Source organism: Nocardia puris (assembly GCF_036051655.1).
GTDB lineage: Bacteria > Actinomycetota > Actinomycetes > Mycobacteriales > Mycobacteriaceae > Nocardia > Nocardia puris.
Genome location: NZ_CP107943.1, coordinates 1,411,618 through 1,429,329, shown reverse-complemented (window position 1 = coordinate 1,429,329; position 17,712 = coordinate 1,411,618). Strand labels below are relative to the sequence as shown.

Here is a 17,712-nt window from a genome sequence, read left to right as displayed (position 1 = left end):
GCCGGTAGTACTCACCGTCGAAGCCGTTCAGGTGCCGTGTATCGGGCCACGCCTCCGACGCGGGCGGAACCCGGGCAGCACCGTAGCGACCGGGTGCGGTGTCACCGGTCAGCGAATATCGCGTGCCGGTGTGTCGCTCATGACGGCCATGATCTCCGGAGCGGCGAACAACCGGGTTCGACTCCGCGTGACCTCGACCAGGATCCCTGCCGCGACCAGCTTCTCCAGATTCAAGGTCGCCGCCCGATGCGTCACTCCCAGAACATCTTTCGTGGTGTTGATACCGATCACCGGCGATCGGAACAGTTCGTCCACCAACAGTGGCAACAGCCCGGAAGAGCGCGCGGTCGCGACCCGTCGGCGCAGATCTGTGCGGAGTTCGTCCAGACGGATCGCGCGCGCCAGACTGTCGCGGGCTTGCTCTTCGATCACTTCGAGGAAGAACTCGAACCAGCCCTGCCAATCACCGTCGGTGGATACGCGAAGCAGGCCGTCGTAGTACCGGTCACGACGCGGTTCGATGTAGGCGGACAAATCGAGGAGTGGACCCGGCAGCAATCCCCACTCGACCAGTAGCAACACCGCCAGAAGGCGGCCGATACGGCCGTTGCCGTCGACAAATGGACGAATCGCTTCGAACTGATAATGCACCGCGGCGATCGCCAGCAGCGGCGGAAGCACACCGTCGGCGTGGAGGTACTTCTCCAGAGCGACCAGGCAATCCCACATCTGTTCCGGAGGCGGCGGTACATAAGTTGCGTTGTCGATGACGGACCCGGGTGGCCCGATCCAGTTCTGTGTCCGGCGGAAGTCCCCGGGTGTCGCGTACTCACCTCGCACGCCCGACAGCAAGATCTGATGCGCTTCCCGCAGCAGTGGCAGGCTCAGCGGAAGTCGGCGATCCGGATCGAGCACATGATCCGTTGCCCGCACATAGTTGAATACCTCCCGGACGTCGCCCTCGGACCTGCGTGGCTGCTCGGCCTCGTACAGCGCCAGGTCGGACAGCGACGCCTGAGTGCCTTCGATCCGACTGGACAGCACCGCTTCACGTCGCACGAGCGCCCGGCAGAACAGTTCGGGATTGGGCAGGCCACGGCCCAATCCGGCCAGCTCGCCGACTGCCCGGTCGGCCCCCGACAACCTCCGCACCAAACCGGGCTGCAATGCCAGATCCGGTGGTAGCGACGGCGGGACGAACGCCCGGTAGCCGTTCTCGGCTCGCACGACGTACGGTCGCTGACCGGGGCCGAAGTCCTCGATCCGCATCTGCTACTCACCCCGCACCGACCGTCGTTTGTGCTACTTTACGGCTGAAAAGTAGCACAAACGACGATGAATGCTACTCGAGTAGCACAACGCGTAGGAGAAGGTCGGCCGGCTCTCAGGCGCGGAGGCGTTCGCGGCGGAGTTGGTCCACCTCGGGCAGGTCGAGGGGGGCCAGGGAGTCCACGCCGAGTGCTCGGGAGAGCAGCAGGTCGGCGAGTTCGGGGTTGCGGGCCAGGGCGGGGCCGTGCATGTAGGTGCCGATGACGGAACCCTGCACTGCCCCTTCGAGACTGTCGCCCACTCCGTTGCCGACGCCGCGCGTGACGCGGGCCAACCCCTTGGCCGAGGCGCCGAGAGTCGTTCCGCCCCGGTGGTTTTCGAAGCCTGTCAGCGGCGCGGTGAGCCCGTCGATGAGCGGTGTCGTGGTGACTTCGCCGATGGAGCGGGTCTTCTGGGGCGAGGTGGTGACGTCGAGCATGCCCACACCGTCCACGCGCTCGCCGGACGAGGTTTCGTACCAGTTACCCAGCACCTGGATCGCGGCGCAAATGGCAAGCACCGGAGCGCCTTTCGCGGCCGCTTCCTGCAAACCGGGGTACCGCTGGAGGTGGCGCGTGGCCAGGCGCTGCGCCGAATCCTCCGCGCCGCCGAGGGTGTAGAGGTCGAGGGAGTTGGGAACCGGGTCGGGCAGGGTGATTTCGACGATCTCGGCGTCGTACCCGCGCATCCGCAGCCGCTGGCGCAGCACGAGCGCGTTGCCGCCGTCACCGTAGGTGCCCATCACATCGGGCAGGACCAGGCCGATCCGAACGGTCGAGTCACCCATGATTCTCCAAGTCGCGGTTGAGGTCGCGGAACGCGGTGTAGTTGGCGAGCACTTCCACCCGTCCGGGCGGGCAGGAAGCGATGGCGCGCAACGGATTCGCCACCGTGGTGTGCTCGACACCCGCGTAGGTGAGGCGCACCGCGAGGTCGGTGGCGCGCTCGCCCGAGGCCACCACCTGCACGCCCTCGAAGTGCTCGAAACGCACATCCCACAGCCAGGACAGGTCCTCACCGTCGGGCACCTGCCCGTTCACGGCGATGACGAGACCGGCCGCGGTCGGCTCGATCATCGACAGCGCCTCCTGCCAGCCCGCCGGATTCTTCGCCAGCAGCAGCCGCGCGGAATGCTTGCCGACCTGCACGGTGCGGTAGCGGCCCGCGATCTCGCGCACGGTCCCGGCGGCCGCGACGGCCTTGGCGGCGTCGGCGCCCAACGCGACGGAGGCCGCCACCGCCTGGGCCGCGTTGCCGCGATTGGCACGGCCCGGCAGCGCCAGTTCGAGGTGGTGGCGGTCACCGCCCGGCCCGACCAGGTCGGTACCTTCCAGCCACCAATCCGGTTGCGGCCGTTGGAAATCCGTGCCGGTGCTGTACCAGTGCTCGCCTTCCCAGAGGATCGGCTCGCCGCTGCGCGGACAACTCGTGGCGTCGACGGCCCAGCCGCTGCCCGCCGCCACCCACACCACGTTCGGATGGTCGTAGGCGATCGAGGTGACCAGCACGTCGTCGCAGTTGGCGACCACCACGGTCTCGGGGTGGCGTGCCAGCCCCGCCCGCAGCCTGCGCTCGATCATGTTGATCTCGCCCACCCGGTCCAACTGGTCGCGGCTGAGGTTCAGCAGCACCACCCCGGCCGGGTTCAGCGCGTCGCTCACGTGCGGCAGGTGCAGTTCGTCCACCTCGATGGCGGCCAGCGCCACGCCGGGGTGCGCGCTCAGCGCGGCCACGATGCCCGCGTCCATGTTGGCGCCGTCGGCCTGGGTGGCGACCTGGCCCAGCGTGCTCAGCGCCGCCGTGGTCATGCGCGTGGTGGTGGACTTGCCGTTGGTGCCGGTGATGAGCACCGTCCGGCGGTCGCGGCCGAGCTGTTCCATGATCGTCGGATCGATCTTCAGCGCGATCAGCCCGCCGATCATCGAACCCTTGCCGCGGCCCGCCTTCTGCGACGCCCACGACGCTGTCGCCGCGGCGCGCAGGGCGATCCGCCCACGCATCGATATCTTCGCCACGCCGAGAGTCTATGTGCGGGTCCCCCGGCGTGTGCCGACAGCCGGGGTCGGGCCGCTCACACCCCTAGTACAACCGCTTGCGGAAGTTCTCCAGGGTGTAGGCGCGCTCCATCTCCTCGAGCGAGGCAGGGACGTCGGGGATCGTCCTCCTTCAGGATGCGCCCACGGACTTACATCCCATGAATGGTGCCCGGCGGGCGATCAGAACTCCACGTCGAAGAGATTCGGCTCGCCCGCCGCGTAGCGCTGCACGTCCAGCTGGCGGAACGGCTCGAGTTCGGCGGCGCGATACAGCGTGAACGTGCGGCAGCGCGGGGCGTCCGAGCCCGCGACATCGAGCAGCGCGTTCACCGCGGCGCGCGCCGACTCGTTCGCGCCCTCCATCGTGGCCAGATCCACGTTCGTACGCACGTAGTCGCCCGCGAGGAACAGGTTGGTCACCCCGCCGTGCGGTGCGGGGCGCAGGTCCCAGGAGCCGGCGGTGTTGATGAGCAGCGGATCGTCGTTGGTGTTGCGACCGCGGTCGGGGTGCCAGACGATCGCCGGGTCGAGGAACCAGGAGTGCAGGTCGTCGTCGCGCAGCAGGTCGCCGCGGTCGTTGAGGTGGGCTTTCAGCTGCGCCCACACCTCGCGGGCGATTTCGTCGTGGGTGCACTCGATCGCGGGCTTGCGATACAGGATGCCGGGGGTGTGCCAGTCGGAGATGTCCACCGAGAGGCAGTCCTGCACGCCGCCGTCGCCGTAGTCGGGCAGCTTGCGCGTCCACAGCTGGTTCTGGCTGATCGAGGTGAGCGACCACGGCGAGTCGATATAGGCGACGTGTCCCTGCGACAGCACGGGCGAACGGCGCAGGTAGAACTGCATTCCCGTCATCCAGTCCACGAAAAGCCGTTCCATGCCCGACAATTCGGGCCACGCCTCGAGCAGCGCGGGCGACCACAGCAGCCGCGCCTGTTCGGCCGCCAACGCCACCACGAAGTAGTCGGCGTCGACGTTCTCGGCCGCGCCGCCGCGCACCACGCGCGCCGAAACCACACGGCCGTCCCGCATTTCGAGCCCGCGCACATCCGCGCCCAGCACGAACCGCACGCCCAGCGCACGTAACCGCTCGGCCCACGGGTCGATCCACGCCTCGTTGGTGGGGCCGGTGAGCACGCGGTCCAGCGCGCCGTCGTTGCCCACCTCGAACGGGTTGCCGAGGAACTGCTCTCCCATGTTGCCGATGGTGCGCACACTGGCGAGGTTGTCCTTCGCGGCGACCATGATGCTGGTGAGGGTGCGCGAGATGAGCGCGCGGAACTCGTGCGAACGGTCGCGGCTGCCCACGTAGTCGCGCCAGGACAGGTACTCCCACTGGCCGAAGCGGCGGGCGTCGCAGCTGGTGTTGAAGACCAGCAGCCGGTTGGCGAACCACAGCCCCTCCGACATCGGCATCCGCAGGGCGGTCGCGATGCCGGCGCCGAGGGTTTCGCGCAGCGCGTCGGGCGTGGGTTCGGGGCGGGCGCGCATACCGAGGGGGACGCGGAAGTCGTCGCCGTCGAGGCGGGAGAAACGGGCTTCCGGCACGCCGATCAGGTTGTTCCACACACCATCGGGATTGCCGCCGAACGGAATTCGCCGCATGGTGTCCGGAATGTGTTGGTAGAAGCCGGGAAAGAAGCGGAACCCGTGCTCGCCCGGGAGGTCGGGGCGGCCGTCGCGCCCGCTGCCCGGCACCGGAATGCTGCGGGCCTTGCCGCCCAGGGCGCGTCGCTCGTAGACCGTGACCTCGAAGCCGCGCTCGGCCAGTTCGTGCGCCGCGGTGAGTCCCGCGACACCGCCGCCGAGCACCGCCACGCGTCTACCGGGGGCGGCCGCCGCCGTCGCCGAGCCGAGCGAGGCGGCCGTCAGCGCCGCCCCCATCGCCGCCGTACCCCGGAGTACCGTCCTCCGCGACACGGCCAACCGCTGATCTCGCACTTCCGCCGCCCAGCCTTCGCCACACCGTTGATCTCGCCGACCCACTGTAAAGCGCCTGCTCGGAGCCATCCCACCCGCCCCGCACGGCACCGCGACCGGTCCACTCCAGCCCCAGCCGCACCATGGGCATCCCGGGGAGCCTAACCCTCGCCCGCCCGATGCGCGCGCCACTTCTCGAAACTTGCAGGGGGAACCTGGCATGTTCTGGGGCCTTGGGGGATTCGAGGTAGGCGCCTGCGCGGCGAGCGTACCGGCCGCCCGAACTGACTCGCCGGCGAACTCGTGCCGCTTCATGCGTACTTGCTACGCGCAGACTCCCTGGCCTCTACTCGCTTGTGCCCTTGTGCAGCAGCGGAACCAGCGAGACAGGCCCGCAGACAAGTCTACTCGGGGTGTGATCGTTCGTGCCACCCGGCGACCCTGCGCGGTGAATCACGGACCTGGCCCGCCGGGGCGCGAAATCCCCTGCGCCCCGGCGGTTTTCGATCAGCGCGGGCCGACCGGCCCCGGACCCTGGTATTGCTGGGCGCCGACGAAGCCGAAGTCGTCGGCGACCATGGCGGCCAGTTCGAGCAGGGCGCGGCGGGTGGGTTTGCTCACCAGTTCCAGGTCGATTTCGGCGCCTTCGGCGAGGTGGTCGTCGAAGGGGACGACCTGGACGGCGCGGGTGCGGTCGAGGAACAGCTTGCGGAGCTGGTCCAGGTCGACGGTGGAGGCGCCGCGGCGGGAGGCGTTGACCACCACCACGGTGCGCTCGACGAGCTTGCCGTAGCCGTGGTGGTCGAGCCAGTCCAGGGTGGCCGAGGCGGAGCGGGCGCCGTCGATGGCGGGGGAGGTGACCAGCACCAGGGCGCTGGCCATATCCAGCACGCCCGACATCGCCGAGTGCATCAGGCCGGTGCCGCAGTCGGTGAGGATGATGTTGTAGAAGGACTGCAGGATGCTGATCGCCTTGCGGTAATCGGCTTCGCTGAACGCCTCGGAGACCGCCGGATCCTGTTCGGAGGCAAGCACTTCCAGGCGGCTCGGCGCCTGCGAGGTGTGCGCCCGCACATCGGAGTAGCGCGAGATGTGGGTGTCCTCGAGCAGGTTGCGCACGGTGGAGCGGGTCTGGCGCGGCACCCGGTGGGCGAGGGTGCCCAGGTCGGGGTTGGCGTCGATGGCGATGACGCGGTCACCGCGCAGCGAGGAGAAGGTGGAGCCCAGGCCGACCGTGGTGGTGGTCTTGCCGACACCGCCCTTCAGCGAGAGGATCGCGATCCGGTAGTCGCCGCGCACCGGCTGGTTGACGCGGTCGACCAGGTCCCGGTAGACGACGTCGGCCGCCGACTCGCCGGGGTTGATCATGCCGCCGGACGCCTTGTGCACGGCTCGGCGCCACCCGCTGCGCGGCGCGCGGCGCGCCCGCTTCAACAGGTTCAGATCGTTCACCGAACCGGGCTGCTGCCCCGGCTGCGGCATGTGCTGCGGCTGGAAGCCGTGCTGCTGCGGCGGCTGGTACTGCTGCTGCGGCGCGAACCCCTGCTGCTGCGGGGGCTCGAAACCGGGCTGCTGCGGGGGCGGACCACTCTGCCAGGGCTGGCCGTGATCCGGCGCGCCCTGCGGCTCCTGATACATCGGCTGCTGCGGCGGCATCGGTTGCGCGGGCGGAGGCGGCGGGGCCCAGCTGTAGATGGGACCGTTCGGATTGTCCTGCGCGGGGCCCTGATCCGGCCCGTCGTGCGACACCCGGCGGACCAGGCCGTCGGGCCCTATCTCCTGCCGGTATTCGCCGTACGGCGCGCCGCCGGGCTCGCCGGGCGGCGGGGGAAGCTGCTGGTCGGGCGAGAACTGCCCCTGCGGCCCCTGCTGCGGGAACTGTCCGGTGTTCCACGGCCCCGGCGGGGACGGCACGGGACCGCCCGGCGGTGCGAAGCCGGGCGGATAGCCGGAGGGGTCCACGGGACCGGGCGGTGGCGCGAAGCCGGCGCTCGGGTCACCCGGGGGCTCCGGCGGCAGCCAGGCGGCGGGCTCGGGCGCGGCGGGCTGTTCCCCACCGGCCTCGGGCGCGCCCGGCTGCGACGCGACCTCGGCGGGTTGCGCGTCGCGCTGTTCGTCCTGCGCCGCATGCGATGCGGAGGGTTCGGCCGTGTCCACCGGATGGCTCTGGAGCCACGGCGGAGAGGTCGGATTGTGGTCGTTGTTTGTCACAGTTCCCCCATCTGCCCGGGATTCGAGCAGAGAGCTCGGCGCTTGCGTGCAAACCAACGCTAGCAGGTCAGCAAACGACCGCGCAGGTCGTGCCGAGACCCACGGTGTGACCGGCCCGGGACGGGTGCTCGCGCCGGAACCTTCTCGAAACGGGCGGCGGATCGGCTACGAATGCCGAGCCAGGTACCGGAAGACGGCCGCGCCGATCTCCGTCCCCGGCGCGTGGTCGTCGCCGTCCACCTGGCGAGCCCGCTCGCGATGGCGACGGCGCGCACCCGGTCGGGGGCCGGGGCGGCCAGCGCGCAGGAGTAGGGCGCACCCGCCGAGATCCCGACCACCGAGAACGACTCGTAGCCCGCCGCGACCGGGCCACTCGTGCGCGAGCTTTCGCCCACTGCCGCAGGTGCGGTCGAGGTCGCCTCGGTAGCGAGCGGTACGGCGGAGCGGGGTGTTCGGTGAACCCCGGTTTCGCTCATTCTCTCCACGAACGCCGACGGCGCGGGTGACGCATCACCCGCGCCGTCGATGCCGAAAACGATTCGGCCGGAAGGGATCTACCCCGCCGCCCGGTTGACCGCCGACACCACCGCGCGCAGTGACGCCGTGGTGATGGAGGTGGCGATGCCCACGCCCCACACGACCTTGTCGCCGATGGCGCACTCCACGTAGGCCGCGGCCTGGGCGTCGTCACCGGCCGACATGGCGTGCTCGGAGTAGTCCAGCACCCGCACGTCGTACCCGACGGTGCCGAGCGCGTCGACGAACGCCGCCAGCGGGCCGTTGCCGCGCCCGGAGATCTCCTGCTCCACGCCGTCGACCTTCACCACCGCGGTGATCTGGTCCTCGCCGCCGTCGGTCTCCGAGGCGGTCACCTTCTGGCGCATCCGCTCCAGCGGCGTGACCGGGGCCAGGTACTCCTCGTGGAAGACGTCCCACATCTCCTTCGGGGTGACCTCGCCGCCCTCGCCGTCGGTCAGCTGCTGGATCGCCTGCGAGAACTCGATCTGCAGCCGGCGCGGCAGCACCAGGCCGTGGTCGGTCTTCATGATGTAGGCCACGCCGCCCTTGCCGGACTGCGAGTTCACCCGGATCACGGCCTCGTAGGTGCGGCCCACGTCCTTCGGGTCGATGGGCAGGTAGGGCACCTCCCACACGATGTCGGCCACGTCGGCGTCCTGCGCGTCGGCGGCGGCCTTCATCGCGTCCAGACCCTTGTTGATGGCGTCCTGGTGGCTGCCGGAGAACGCGGTGTACACCAGATCGCCGCCGTAGGGGTGGCGCTCGTGCACGGGCAGCTGGTTGCAGTACTCGACGGTGCGGCGGATCTCGTCGATGTCGGAGAAGTTGATCTGCGGGTCCACGCCGCGCGAGAACAGATTCATGCCCAGCGTGACCAGGCAGACGTTGCCGGTGCGCTCACCGTTGCCGAACAGGCAGCCCTCGATGCGGTCCGCGCCCGCCTGGTAGCCCAGTTCGGCGGCGGCCACGGCGGTACCGCGGTCGTTGTGCGGGTGCAGCGACAGCACGATGGACTCGCGGCGGGCCAGGTTGCGGCTCATCCACTCGATGGAGTCGGCGTACACGTTGGGCGTGGCCATCTCGACGGTGGCGGGCAGGTTGATGATCAGCGGCTTGTCGGGCGTCGGCGCGATGATCGCCGAGACCGCGTCGCACACGTCCTTGGCGTACTCCAGCTCGGTGCCGGTGTAGGACTCCGGGCTGTACTCGTAGCGCCAGTTCGTGTCGGGGTAGCGCTTCTCCACCTCCAGGCACAGGGCGGCCGCGTCGGTGGCGATCTTCTTCACCTGCTCGCGGTCGGCGCGGAACACCACGCGCCGCTGCAGGATGGAGGTCGAGTTGTAGAAGTGCACGATCACGTTGGCCGCGCCCGCGCACGCCTCGAAGGTGCGCTCGATCAACTCGGCGCGACACTGGGTCAGCACCTGGATGGTGACGTCGTCGGGGATCGCGCCGTCCTCGATGATCTCGCGGACGAAGTCGAAGTCGGTCTGGCTGGCCGAGGGAAAGCCGACCTCGATCTCCTTGTAGCCCATCCGCACCAGCAGGTCGAACATGCGGCGCTTGCGGGCGGGGCTCATCGGGTCGATCAGGGCCTGATTGCCGTCGCGCAGGTCCACGGCGCACCAGCCGGGCGCGCGGTCGATGACCTTGTCGGGCCAGGTGCGGTCGGGCAGCGTGATCGGCTCGACCTCTTCGGCGAAGGGGCGGTAGCGGAAGGCAGGCATGGACGAGTCGCGCTGCTTGTTCCAAGCGGCCTGGTCGGCCGGTGCCGGTTTGCTGGGCGCGGTGATGGTGCGCGAACCGGATACGTAGGCGTCAGCGGGGGACATTGCAATTCTCCAGGGTGTGGTGGAATCCCAAGGTGGGTCGACCGGCACGGCGAAACCCCGCGACGGGAGCCGGTCCGATCAGACCCCGTCGCGGCGGCCGAGAAGAAGTGCCCGCTGCATGATGGCCGACAGCTTACCGCGCGACCGCACCACCCCGACAGTCCGGTCCTGATTGCGGGCGGGTCGCCGGGTGGGGGCTAGCGTGCCCTACGAACTGAACGCTTGTACGGGCCGCTGGGGTCCGACGGGACGTAAGAGGACCTGACCGCGTGACCGAGTCGGGGCCCGGCGGTGGCGGCTGGCCCACCTCGCGCTGGGCCCTCGGGCAGGCACAGAAGGACCTGCCTGGCCGAGTCAGGGCGCGGAGGAGGCAGCTTGCGTAACCACGGAGGGCCCCTCGGGCAGGCACAGAAGGACACAGCATGACCTGGCTCGAACAACTCGCCGTGCTCGGCGCGGGCGTCGCCGCGGGCGGCATCAACACCATCGTCGGCTCGGGGACGCTCATCACGTTCCCGGTGCTGCTGGCCTTCGGGCTGCCGCCGGTGACGGCGAACGTGTCCAACACCATCGGCCTGGTGCCGGGCTCGGTGAGCGGTGTGATCGGCTACCGCCGCGAACTCGAGGGGCAGCGCCACCGGTTGCTGCAGCTGGGCACGGCCTCCCTGCTGGGCGGCATCACCGGCGCGGTGCTGCTGCTGACGCTGCCGCCGGGCGCCTTCAAGGCGATCGTGCCGGTGCTGATCATCGCCGCGCTGGTGCTCGTGGTGGTGCAGCCGCGACTGTCGGCCTGGGTCAAGCGCCGGCGCGAGCAGGACGACGCGCCCGCCCCCGCGCACGGCGGCCCGATCCTGTTCGTGCTGGTCTACGCCACCGGCATCTACGGCGGGTATTTCGGCGCGGCGCAGGGCGTGCTGCTGATCGGCCTGCTCGGGGTGTTCGTGCACGAGGACATCCAGCGGCTCAACGGCGTGAAGAACGTGCTGGCGCTGATCGTCAACGCGGTGTCGGCGGCGATCTTCATCGTCATCGCCGACGTGGACTGGCAGGCGGTCGCGCTGATCGCGGCGGGCTCCATCGTCGGCGGCCAGCTCGGCGCGCGGATGGGCAGGCGGATGCCGCCGAACGTGCTGCGCGCGGTGATCGTGATCGTCGGCACCATCGCGGTGATCCGGCTGCTGACGACCTAGCCCATCGAGGAGAAACCCATGGCTCTGGAGATGCGCACGGTGTGCGAACGCTGCGCGGCGGCGGTGACCGACAGCGGCGCGGCCGTGATCTGTAGCTACGAATGCACGTTCTGCCCGGCGTGTGACCGCGCGTTGCGGCACGTGTGCCCCAACTGTTCCGGCGAGCTCGTGCCGCGCCCACGCCGGGTCGCCGGGTGAACCTCGGGGTCGATGTCCTCATTGAGGATGATGACGCCGGGCGGGCCCGCCGCAGATGATGGTGACCGTGCGTAGGTGGAAGTTCGTCCTCATCGTGCTCGCGGCGACGGCGCCCGTGCTGGTGGGCTGCACCGCTCCGACCGGTCACGAGTCGCGGGTCGCCGAGCTGGTCGCGCAGGCCGACGCCGCGCCGACGCCCCGCCTGGACTGGGCGCCCTGCGCCGAGGCGGGCCTGGCGGAGTCGGAGTGCGCGACCGCGACTGTGCCGCTGGACTATTCGCGCACCGACGGCCCCACGATCGAGCTGGCGGTGGTCCGCCAGCGCGCCACCGATCAGCAGCGCCGCATCGGCACGCTGTTCTCGGCGGTCGGCGGGCCGGGCGGTTCCGGGGTGGACGCGGCGCGCGACAGCAGGCTGTTCGAGGGCGAGATCGGCGAGCGGTTCGACGTGGTGACCTTCGATCAGCGCGGTGTGGGCCGCAGCTCGCAGGTGCGCTGTTTCGCCGATGACGCCGCGCAGGAACGCTTCTGGTTGTCGGCGATGATCCCGCCCGCGAACGCGGAGCAGGAGTCGGCCGCCGAACGCAACAGCCGCGCCCTGGCGCAGGGCTGTGCCGAGCACTCCGGCGAGCTGCTCCCGTACCTCACCACCGTGGACGCGGCCCGCGACATGGACCTGCTGCGCCGCGCGGTGGGGGCGGAGCAGATGACCTACGCGGGCGGGTCCTACGCCAGCTACCTCGGCGAGGTGTACGGCGCGCTGTTCCCCGACCGGGTGCGCGCGCTGCAACTGACCTCGATGATCGACCCCGAGACCTACACCGACGACACGCGCGCCATGCTCACCACCATCGCGGCGGGCACCGAGGAGGTGCGCTCGGAGTTCTTCCGCCGGTGTGCCGAGGCGGGCGCGCAGCGGTGCTCGTTCGCCGACCCGGGGCGTTCGGAACTCACCGGGCCGTCGCCCGAACGCGGTGACAAGGCAGGCTCGGCCGCGCCTACGAGCCCCGAGTGGACCACGACCACCGCGCCGCCCGTCGACAACACCGCCGCCGAGGGTCTGCGTGCCAGGGACGAGGCGCTGCTCGCCCGGCTGCGCGAGGGGCCGATCACGGTGGGCGAGGGCGAGAACGCCGTGCCGGTCTCCTACGTGGACGCCGCGCAGGCGCACGCGATGCTGCTCTACGACCCCGAACAGGGCTGGCCCGCGCTGGCCACCTTGCTGACCGAGCTGGAATCGGGCCCGCGCGGTGACGCCGCGGCGGTCGAGCAGGTGCTCGGCGCGGGCATGCTGACGTTCGACTTCCTCGAATCGTTCCTCGCGATCTCCTGCGCCGACAACAGCTTTCCCTTCGCGCCCGGCGACTGGCCCGGGATCGTCGACGAAATCGACTCGAGCGCAAGGTTTTACGGATCGTTCTGGTTCTACGGTCGGCAGGCGTGCGCGGCGTGGCCCGATCCGGAGGGCGGTTACCCGCAGCGCTGGACGGGCCCGTGGACGCTGAGCTCCGACAAGCCCGCCTTGCTGCTCCAGAACCGCTACGACCCGGCCACCCCGGTCGAGCTGGCGCGCGCCGCCCAGCAGGAAATGGTCAACGCCAGGCTCGTCGTGGTGAACGACGGGTACGGCCACAGCCCCGCGGGCGCCTGCGTACGGCACTTGCGCGAGCGCTATCTGGTCGATCTGCGACTGCCCGCGCCCGGCGCGACCTGTAACGCGGAGAGCGAGCCGTTCGACTCCTGATCACACGGAGCTCGACGGTCCACGCGGTGACGTTTCACAGTGTGTGGCCGCCGCCGGGTCGTGCGCGCTATTCTGCGCTCGGCCATGCGTGATGAGGGAGGTGGCCGGTGCACAGACGTGCCTTCATGAGGGCCGCGGGTTTGGCGGCGCTCGTCGGCGCGGCGGGGTCGGCGTTCGGTGCGCGTCCCGCGGCGGCGGATCCGATCTGGCACGGGCTGTTCCGCGACTGGGTTCCGGAGATCTTCGCCCCGATCCCCGACGCGCCGGAGCATTCGCCCGCGATCGTCGTCGGCTCCGGTTTCGGCGCGTCCGTCACCGCGTTGCGCCTGGCACAGGCCGGGGTCGCCACCACCGTGCTGGAGCGCGGTTCGCGCTGGCCGAACGACCCATGGCGGGAGATCTTCACCGGCGACGACCTGCCCGACGGGCGCGGTTTCTGGCATCGCACGTCGTTCACCGGCGTGACCAAGGTGCCGATGAGCTTCGCGAAGTTCGGCGGTGTGCTCGACTGCACCGAGTACCCCGGCATCGACGTGTGGCGCGCGGCGGCGGTCGGCGGCGGTTCGGTGATCTTCACCGGCGCGATGGTCGCCCCGGAGCGCCGATTCTTCGACGAGGTCTTCCACGGCGCGGTGGCCTACGACGAACTCGAGCGCGTCTACTACCCGCGCGTGCGGCAGATGCTGCGGTTGAGCACTATGCCCGCCGACATCTACGGCTCCTCGCCGTTCACCCATTCGCGGGCCTGGGACGAGCAGGTGCGCAAGGCGGGATACGAACCGCTGGCCAACGATTCGATCTTCCGGTGGGATGTGCTGCGCGCAGAACTCGCCGGGCAGAGCCGCCCCTCGGCCACGGCCGCGCGCTCGAACCTGGGCAACTCCAACGGCGCCAAGTTCGACCTGAACCAGAACTACCTGAAATTCGCGCAGGAGACCGGGAAGTCGGCGATCTTCCCCGGCCACCGCGTGGACGCCATCGCACAGGAGAGCGGTGGCCGCTACGCCGTCACGGTCACCAAACTCGCGCCCACCGGCGACGTGCTCGGCACGCGCACCCTGACCTGCGACCGCCTGTTCCTCGGGGCCGGGTCCGTCGGCACCTCGGAGCTGCTGGTCCGCGCCCAGGCCACCGGCGCGCTCGGCAACCTCAACGAGCACATCGGCGACGGCTGGGGCACCAACGGCGACGTGGTGCTGGCGCGTGGTGCGAGCTCGCTGGCCGGGCTCGGACAGGGCGTGCCGAGCGCGAGCCGCATCCTCGACGAGTCGAACGTGCCGGTGACGCTGGAGAGTTGGTACATCCCGGGCATTCCCTTCGAAACCGGCGCGATGGCCTCGCTGGGCATGGTGCTCGACCCGGCCCGCACCCGGTTCGGCTACGACGCCGGGCGCGACGCGGTGGGGCTGTCCTGGCCGACGCGCAACCGCGACGAGGTGGTGGCCGCGGCCCGCGCGGTGGACCGCAAGATCGCCGAACGCGCCGGGGCGCTGGTCGAGTACAGCGCGCTCGGCTACGACGCCAACGCCCTGTTCACCGCGCATCCGCTGGGCGGCGCGGTGCTCGGTAAGGCCACCGACGGGTACGGGCGGGTGCACGGTCACCCCGGCCTCTACGTGATGGACGGCGCGGCGATCCCGGGCAGCACCGGCACGGTGAACCCGTCGCTCACCATCACCGCGCTGGCCGAGCGCAATATCGAGCAGATCATCCGCGCCGGTCGCTGACGCGAAATCCCGTGCGGGTCGGCCACATCGGCGGGGGTGGACGACTACGCTCGATCCGACGCCGGCGTCGAAGGGAAATCCATCCGTGTCTGTCCCCACCGAACACGAATTCGGACCGGCGCCAACCGCGACGGACTACCCGCGCAAGCCGCCTGCGCTGTGGACCGATTTCGCGATGCTGGCGCTGGCGGTGGCGTCGCTGGGGCTGATCCTGTGGATCACCTTCTTCGACGTCTCCGAGCAGACCTATCGCGCCGTGGTGATCGCCGACGTGTCGATCTGCGCGGTGTTCGCCGCGGAGTTCCTCTGGCGGTGGCGCCGGGCCGGCTGGCCGTGGACGTTCCCGTTCGTCTACTGGTACGAAGTGCTCGGCATGATCCCGGTGACCAGCCCGATCTTCCGCGGCTTCCGGCTGCTGCGCATCGTGGTGATCCTGGTACGCCTGGGCCGCATCGCCGACCGCGTGTTCGGCGACCGGATCACGGCGGCCATCGTGAACCGGTTCGTGGGGACCATCGTGGACGTGATCAAGCGGCCCATCACGATCGCCGTGCTGGACGAGGTCGCGCACGTGCTGCGGACCGGTCACTACACCCGCAATATCGCCGCCGCGCTGGAGGAGAACCGCGCGGAGATGGACGAGATGATCCTCGAGCTCATCAAGAAGGACCCGCAGGCCGGGAAGGTCAAGTACGTCCCGTTCCACGACGACATCATCCGGCTGGTCGCCGACACCACGTTCCGCATCGTGTTCCAGGTGCTCGACGACCCCCGCACCGACGAACTGGTCTCGGACATGATCCGGGAGAACGTCGACCAGATCCGCGACGCGGTGCGCGGCGGCGTGCGCGTGGAACCCTCGGCGTACGGGCCGCCGCCCGTCGAGAAGACCGTGCGCTACCTGGTCTCCAACGACAAGCCGTTGCCCTAGCGAGCGTGCTCGATGATGCGCATGAGCTATCGCTACGATGCGCTACGGCTATACCGGAGAGTATTTCTCGGTTTCTGGATAACTTTCGGCGAATTCGATGAAGTTCTGCACGACGGTTTCGTTCCAGCGCTGCACCGTTCGTTTCATCAACAAACCGGGCAGGGGTATGCGGGAATGGAGTTCGGCGTGGTACCAGACCTCGGTGCCCTCGGGCCCTTCGCTCACCTCGAACCAGCCGCCGCCACGGATGCCGCGGGAGGAGTCCACGACCTGCCAGGAGGCGCGGTCGGCGGTCCATTCGTACTCGAGGACCTGCAGATCCTGGCTGCCGAGCACGTCGGCGGTGACGTACACGCGGTGCGGGCGGCCCGCCCGGTCGCGGGTCGCCACGCGGGCGTCCTGGTACATCGACCATTCCGGGAGCATGTCGATCGCGGCGACGGCGTCGAGTACTTGGGCCGGGCTCGCCTCCACGGCGAAACGGATATCGGTTTTCGTGCGCATGCAGTACCTCCGCGCCCCCGGTGGATCAACTCGCCGATTCTGCCCAGCGCCGTTCCCATCCGTCAACAACGCGGTCTATGGTGCGCGAACTGCCGCGTGGTAGCTACCACGCGGCAACTTGTGTGCGCGGGTGATCTCGCGGCCCGCGCGGGTCTCAGTCGGCGGTCGGGTGCTCGATCACGGCGTCGGGGCCGGGGTACATCAGCGACTCGTGGCCGTCGTCGAACCGCACCAGGTACGGCGGGCCGCCCTCGGGTCCGCGGACCTCGATGATCTCGGCGTGTCGATCCATTTCGCCCACCACGTGTCCGTGGACGAGCAGTCGGTCTCCAATGTTCGCCATCATCGGCCCATTATCGAATGTAGTGACCTGGGTCACAAGGCTAGTCGGCGCACGGCCACCTCGATGAGCCGCTCGCTCTCGGCGGCGTCGATGATCTCCGGCAGCGTCAGCCGGTCCACGATCAGCCAGTTCAGTGCGAGGTAGAGCAGCTTGACCGTATCGGTGTCGCCCGGGTTGTTCGATTCGATGTGGTTGCGGATGTTGAAGTCGAGATCGGCGCGCACCCGCTCGGTGAGCACCGCGCGCAGCTCGGGTCTGCGCGTGGCCTCCAGCCGCAGTTCGAGCATGGCCAGGTAGCCGGTGCGGAAGGCCTCCAGGCGTCCGACCACCTCGCGCATCAGCTCGATCAGGTTCTCCCGGGTGCCCGGCCCGTCGGTCATCTTGGTCATCATCGCCTCGGTCGGTTCGAGGCGTTCGTAGAAACGACTGCCGACCTGGGTGAACAGGTCGTCGCGGTTGGCGAAGTAATTGGAGGCCGTGCCCGTCGGCACGCCCGCCTCCTTGTCGACCGCGCGGAACGTCAGTCCGCGCGCACCGTCGCGCGCCAGCACCTCGATCGCCGCATCGATGAGCGCCCGCCTGCGCTCGGGGTTCGTCCGCATCTTGACACCACTCCATCTGTAGTACTACGTTCAAATCACTACAAACAGAGTAGTGCGAGAAAGGTGGTCCGCATGCGAAAGCTCGTCTACTTCGTCGGCGTTTCGATCGACGGCTATATCGCCGGGCCGGGCGGGGAGGTCGACTTCTACCCGGTCGGCGACGATATGAAGGAGTGGTTCCGGGCCGACTATCCGGAGACGCTGCCGACCCACGTACGCCCGTACTTCGGCATCCCCGAGGGCGCGCCCAACCGGCACTTCGACACCCTCGTGATGGGACGCGGCACCTACGATCCGGCGCTGGAAATCGGCGTGACCAGCCCGTATGCGCACATGCGGCAGTACATCGTGTCGCGCAGCCTGGGGGAGATCGCCGATCCGTCGGTCGAGCTGGTCCCCGGTGATCCGGTGGGGCTGGTGCGCGAGTTGAAGAAGGAGGAAGGGCTCGACATCTGGTTGGCGGGCGGCGGCAACCTGGCCGGTCAGCTGCTCGGGGAGATCGACGCGCTCGTCGTCAAGGGCTACCCGGTGGTCGCGGGCGATGGCGTCCGCGCGTTCACCGGCGGCTTCGACCCGACGCGGTTCACGCCCACCCGGCGCCTGGACTTCGCCGACGGCACCCAGGTCACCTGGTTCACCCGTGCCTGAGG

The 17,712-nt window shown here is 69.6% G+C and carries 16 protein-coding genes; 7 read left to right on the top strand and 9 right to left on the bottom strand.

What is annotated here, in order from left to right; translation table 11 throughout:
* Window positions 1–108: 108 nt before the first annotated feature.
* The 5 genes from OHB21_RS06285 to OHB21_RS06265 form a co-directional block, all read right to left on the bottom strand.
* On the bottom strand, window positions 109–1,269 hold the full coding sequence (locus OHB21_RS06285; RefSeq protein ID WP_067507790.1) for a Fic family protein: 1,161 nt from the start codon (window positions 1,267–1,269) through the stop codon (window positions 109–111).
* Window positions 1,270–1,384: 115 nt separating this feature from the next.
* Window positions 1,385–2,095, bottom strand: coding sequence for a type 1 glutamine amidotransferase (locus OHB21_RS06280; protein ID WP_067507788.1), 711 nt, complete (start codon window positions 2,093–2,095; stop codon window positions 1,385–1,387).
* Entirely contained in the window at window positions 2,088–3,308 is a 1,221-nt protein-coding gene (locus tag OHB21_RS06275; protein ID WP_195126187.1) for a Mur ligase family protein, read from the bottom strand. Before OHB21_RS06275 ends, OHB21_RS06280 begins: the two co-directional genes overlap by 8 nt.
* Window positions 3,309–3,524: 216 nt before the next feature.
* Window positions 3,525–5,225, bottom strand: coding sequence for a hydroxysqualene dehydroxylase (locus tag OHB21_RS06270; protein ID WP_195126155.1), 1,701 nt, complete (start codon window positions 5,223–5,225; stop codon window positions 3,525–3,527).
* A gap of 543 nt (window positions 5,226–5,768) precedes the next feature.
* Window positions 5,769–7,472, bottom strand: coding sequence for a MinD/ParA family ATP-binding protein (locus OHB21_RS06265; RefSeq protein WP_232331713.1), 1,704 nt, complete (start codon window positions 7,470–7,472; stop codon window positions 5,769–5,771).
* Window positions 7,473–7,643: 171 nt separating this feature from the next.
* Here OHB21_RS06265 and OHB21_RS06260 point away from each other — a divergent pair, with 171 nt between their 5' ends.
* Entirely contained in the window at window positions 7,644–7,784 is a 141-nt protein-coding gene (locus OHB21_RS06260) for a hypothetical protein (RefSeq protein ID WP_157115823.1), read from the top strand.
* Window positions 7,785–8,026: 242 nt separating this feature from the next.
* On the opposite strand, the gene leuA is transcribed toward OHB21_RS06260, so the two are convergent.
* Window positions 8,027–9,823, bottom strand: coding sequence for a 2-isopropylmalate synthase (gene leuA, locus OHB21_RS06255; protein WP_195126156.1), 1,797 nt, complete (start codon window positions 9,821–9,823; stop codon window positions 8,027–8,029).
* 422 nt (window positions 9,824–10,245) lie between these two features.
* Here leuA and OHB21_RS06250 point away from each other — a divergent pair, with 422 nt between their 5' ends.
* The 5 genes from OHB21_RS06250 (at window position 10,246) to OHB21_RS06230 (ending at window position 15,613) form a co-directional block, all read left to right on the top strand.
* Window positions 10,246–11,013 carry a sulfite exporter TauE/SafE family protein gene (locus OHB21_RS06250; RefSeq protein WP_067507776.1) on the top strand — a complete coding sequence of 256 codons (768 nt, stop codon included), beginning with the start codon at window positions 10,246–10,248 and terminating at the stop codon, window positions 11,011–11,013.
* A gap of 18 nt (window positions 11,014–11,031) precedes the next feature.
* A complete protein-coding gene (locus OHB21_RS06245) occupies window positions 11,032–11,211 on the top strand; it encodes a DUF1272 domain-containing protein (protein ID WP_195126157.1) in 180 nt (59 codons plus the stop codon).
* A gap of 67 nt (window positions 11,212–11,278) precedes the next feature.
* Complete coding sequence (locus OHB21_RS06240) at window positions 11,279–12,955, top strand: alpha/beta hydrolase (RefSeq protein ID WP_407675165.1); 1,677 nt, start codon at window positions 11,279–11,281, stop codon at window positions 12,953–12,955.
* A gap of 125 nt (window positions 12,956–13,080) precedes the next feature.
* Window positions 13,081–14,682 (top strand): GMC oxidoreductase, encoded by a 1,602-nt coding sequence (locus OHB21_RS06235; RefSeq protein WP_228791683.1) that lies wholly within the window; start codon window positions 13,081–13,083, stop codon window positions 14,680–14,682.
* An 85-nt stretch (window positions 14,683–14,767) separates the two neighbouring features.
* Window positions 14,768–15,613 (top strand): hypothetical protein, encoded by an 846-nt coding sequence (locus OHB21_RS06230; RefSeq protein WP_067507764.1) that lies wholly within the window; start codon window positions 14,768–14,770, stop codon window positions 15,611–15,613.
* Window positions 15,614–15,661: 48 nt separating this feature from the next.
* Here the strand turns inward: OHB21_RS06230 and OHB21_RS06225 are convergent, their stop codons facing one another.
* The 3 genes from OHB21_RS06225 to OHB21_RS06215 form a co-directional block, all read right to left on the bottom strand.
* Window positions 15,662–16,117: an SRPBCC family protein gene (locus OHB21_RS06225; RefSeq protein ID WP_067507760.1), complete on the bottom strand. Its 456-nt coding sequence runs from the start codon at window positions 16,115–16,117 to the stop codon at window positions 15,662–15,664.
* Window positions 16,118–16,271: 154 nt separating this feature from the next.
* On the bottom strand, window positions 16,272–16,463 hold the full coding sequence (locus OHB21_RS06220) for a DUF1918 domain-containing protein (RefSeq protein ID WP_067507757.1): 192 nt from the start codon (window positions 16,461–16,463) through the stop codon (window positions 16,272–16,274).
* A gap of 29 nt (window positions 16,464–16,492) precedes the next feature.
* Window positions 16,493–17,062, bottom strand: coding sequence for a TetR/AcrR family transcriptional regulator (locus OHB21_RS06215; RefSeq protein WP_067507754.1), 570 nt, complete (start codon window positions 17,060–17,062; stop codon window positions 16,493–16,495).
* A gap of 72 nt (window positions 17,063–17,134) precedes the next feature.
* On the opposite strand from OHB21_RS06215, the gene OHB21_RS06210 reads away from it, so the two are divergent.
* Complete coding sequence (locus OHB21_RS06210; RefSeq protein WP_195126159.1) at window positions 17,135–17,710, top strand: dihydrofolate reductase family protein; 576 nt, start codon at window positions 17,135–17,137, stop codon at window positions 17,708–17,710.
* Window positions 17,711–17,712 lie beyond the last annotated feature (2 nt).

Excerpts from the sequence above, each read along its gene's own strand:
- OHB21_RS06245 (WP_195126157.1), top strand. The coding sequence starts at position 11,032 with ATGGCTCTGGAGATGCGCACGGTGTGCGAACGCTGCGCGGCGGCGGTG.
- OHB21_RS06275 (WP_195126187.1), bottom strand. The coding sequence starts at position 3,308 with ATGCGTGGGCGGATCGCCCTGCGCGCCGCGGCGACAGCGTCGTGGGCG.
- OHB21_RS06235 (WP_228791683.1), top strand. The coding sequence starts at position 13,081 with ATGAGGGCCGCGGGTTTGGCGGCGCTCGTCGGCGCGGCGGGGTCGGCG.
- OHB21_RS06270 (WP_195126155.1), bottom strand. The coding sequence starts at position 5,225 with ATGGGGGCGGCGCTGACGGCCGCCTCGCTCGGCTCGGCGACGGCGGCG.
- OHB21_RS06225 (WP_067507760.1), bottom strand. The coding sequence starts at position 16,117 with ATGCGCACGAAAACCGATATCCGTTTCGCCGTGGAGGCGAGCCCGGCC.
- OHB21_RS06285 (WP_067507790.1), bottom strand. The coding sequence starts at position 1,269 with ATGCGGATCGAGGACTTCGGCCCCGGTCAGCGACCGTACGTCGTGCGA.
- OHB21_RS06280 (WP_067507788.1), bottom strand. The coding sequence starts at position 2,095 with ATGGGTGACTCGACCGTTCGGATCGGCCTGGTCCTGCCCGATGTGATG.
- OHB21_RS06260 (WP_157115823.1), top strand. The coding sequence starts at position 7,644 with ATGCCGAGCCAGGTACCGGAAGACGGCCGCGCCGATCTCCGTCCCCGG.
- OHB21_RS06220 (WP_067507757.1), bottom strand. The coding sequence starts at position 16,463 with ATGATGGCGAACATTGGAGACCGACTGCTCGTCCACGGACACGTGGTG.
- OHB21_RS06215 (WP_067507754.1), bottom strand. The coding sequence starts at position 17,062 with ATGCGGACGAACCCCGAGCGCAGGCGGGCGCTCATCGATGCGGCGATC.
- OHB21_RS06210 (WP_195126159.1), top strand. The coding sequence starts at position 17,135 with ATGCGAAAGCTCGTCTACTTCGTCGGCGTTTCGATCGACGGCTATATC.
- OHB21_RS06250 (WP_067507776.1), top strand. The coding sequence starts at position 10,246 with ATGACCTGGCTCGAACAACTCGCCGTGCTCGGCGCGGGCGTCGCCGCG.
- leuA (WP_195126156.1), bottom strand. The coding sequence starts at position 9,823 with ATGTCCCCCGCTGACGCCTACGTATCCGGTTCGCGCACCATCACCGCG.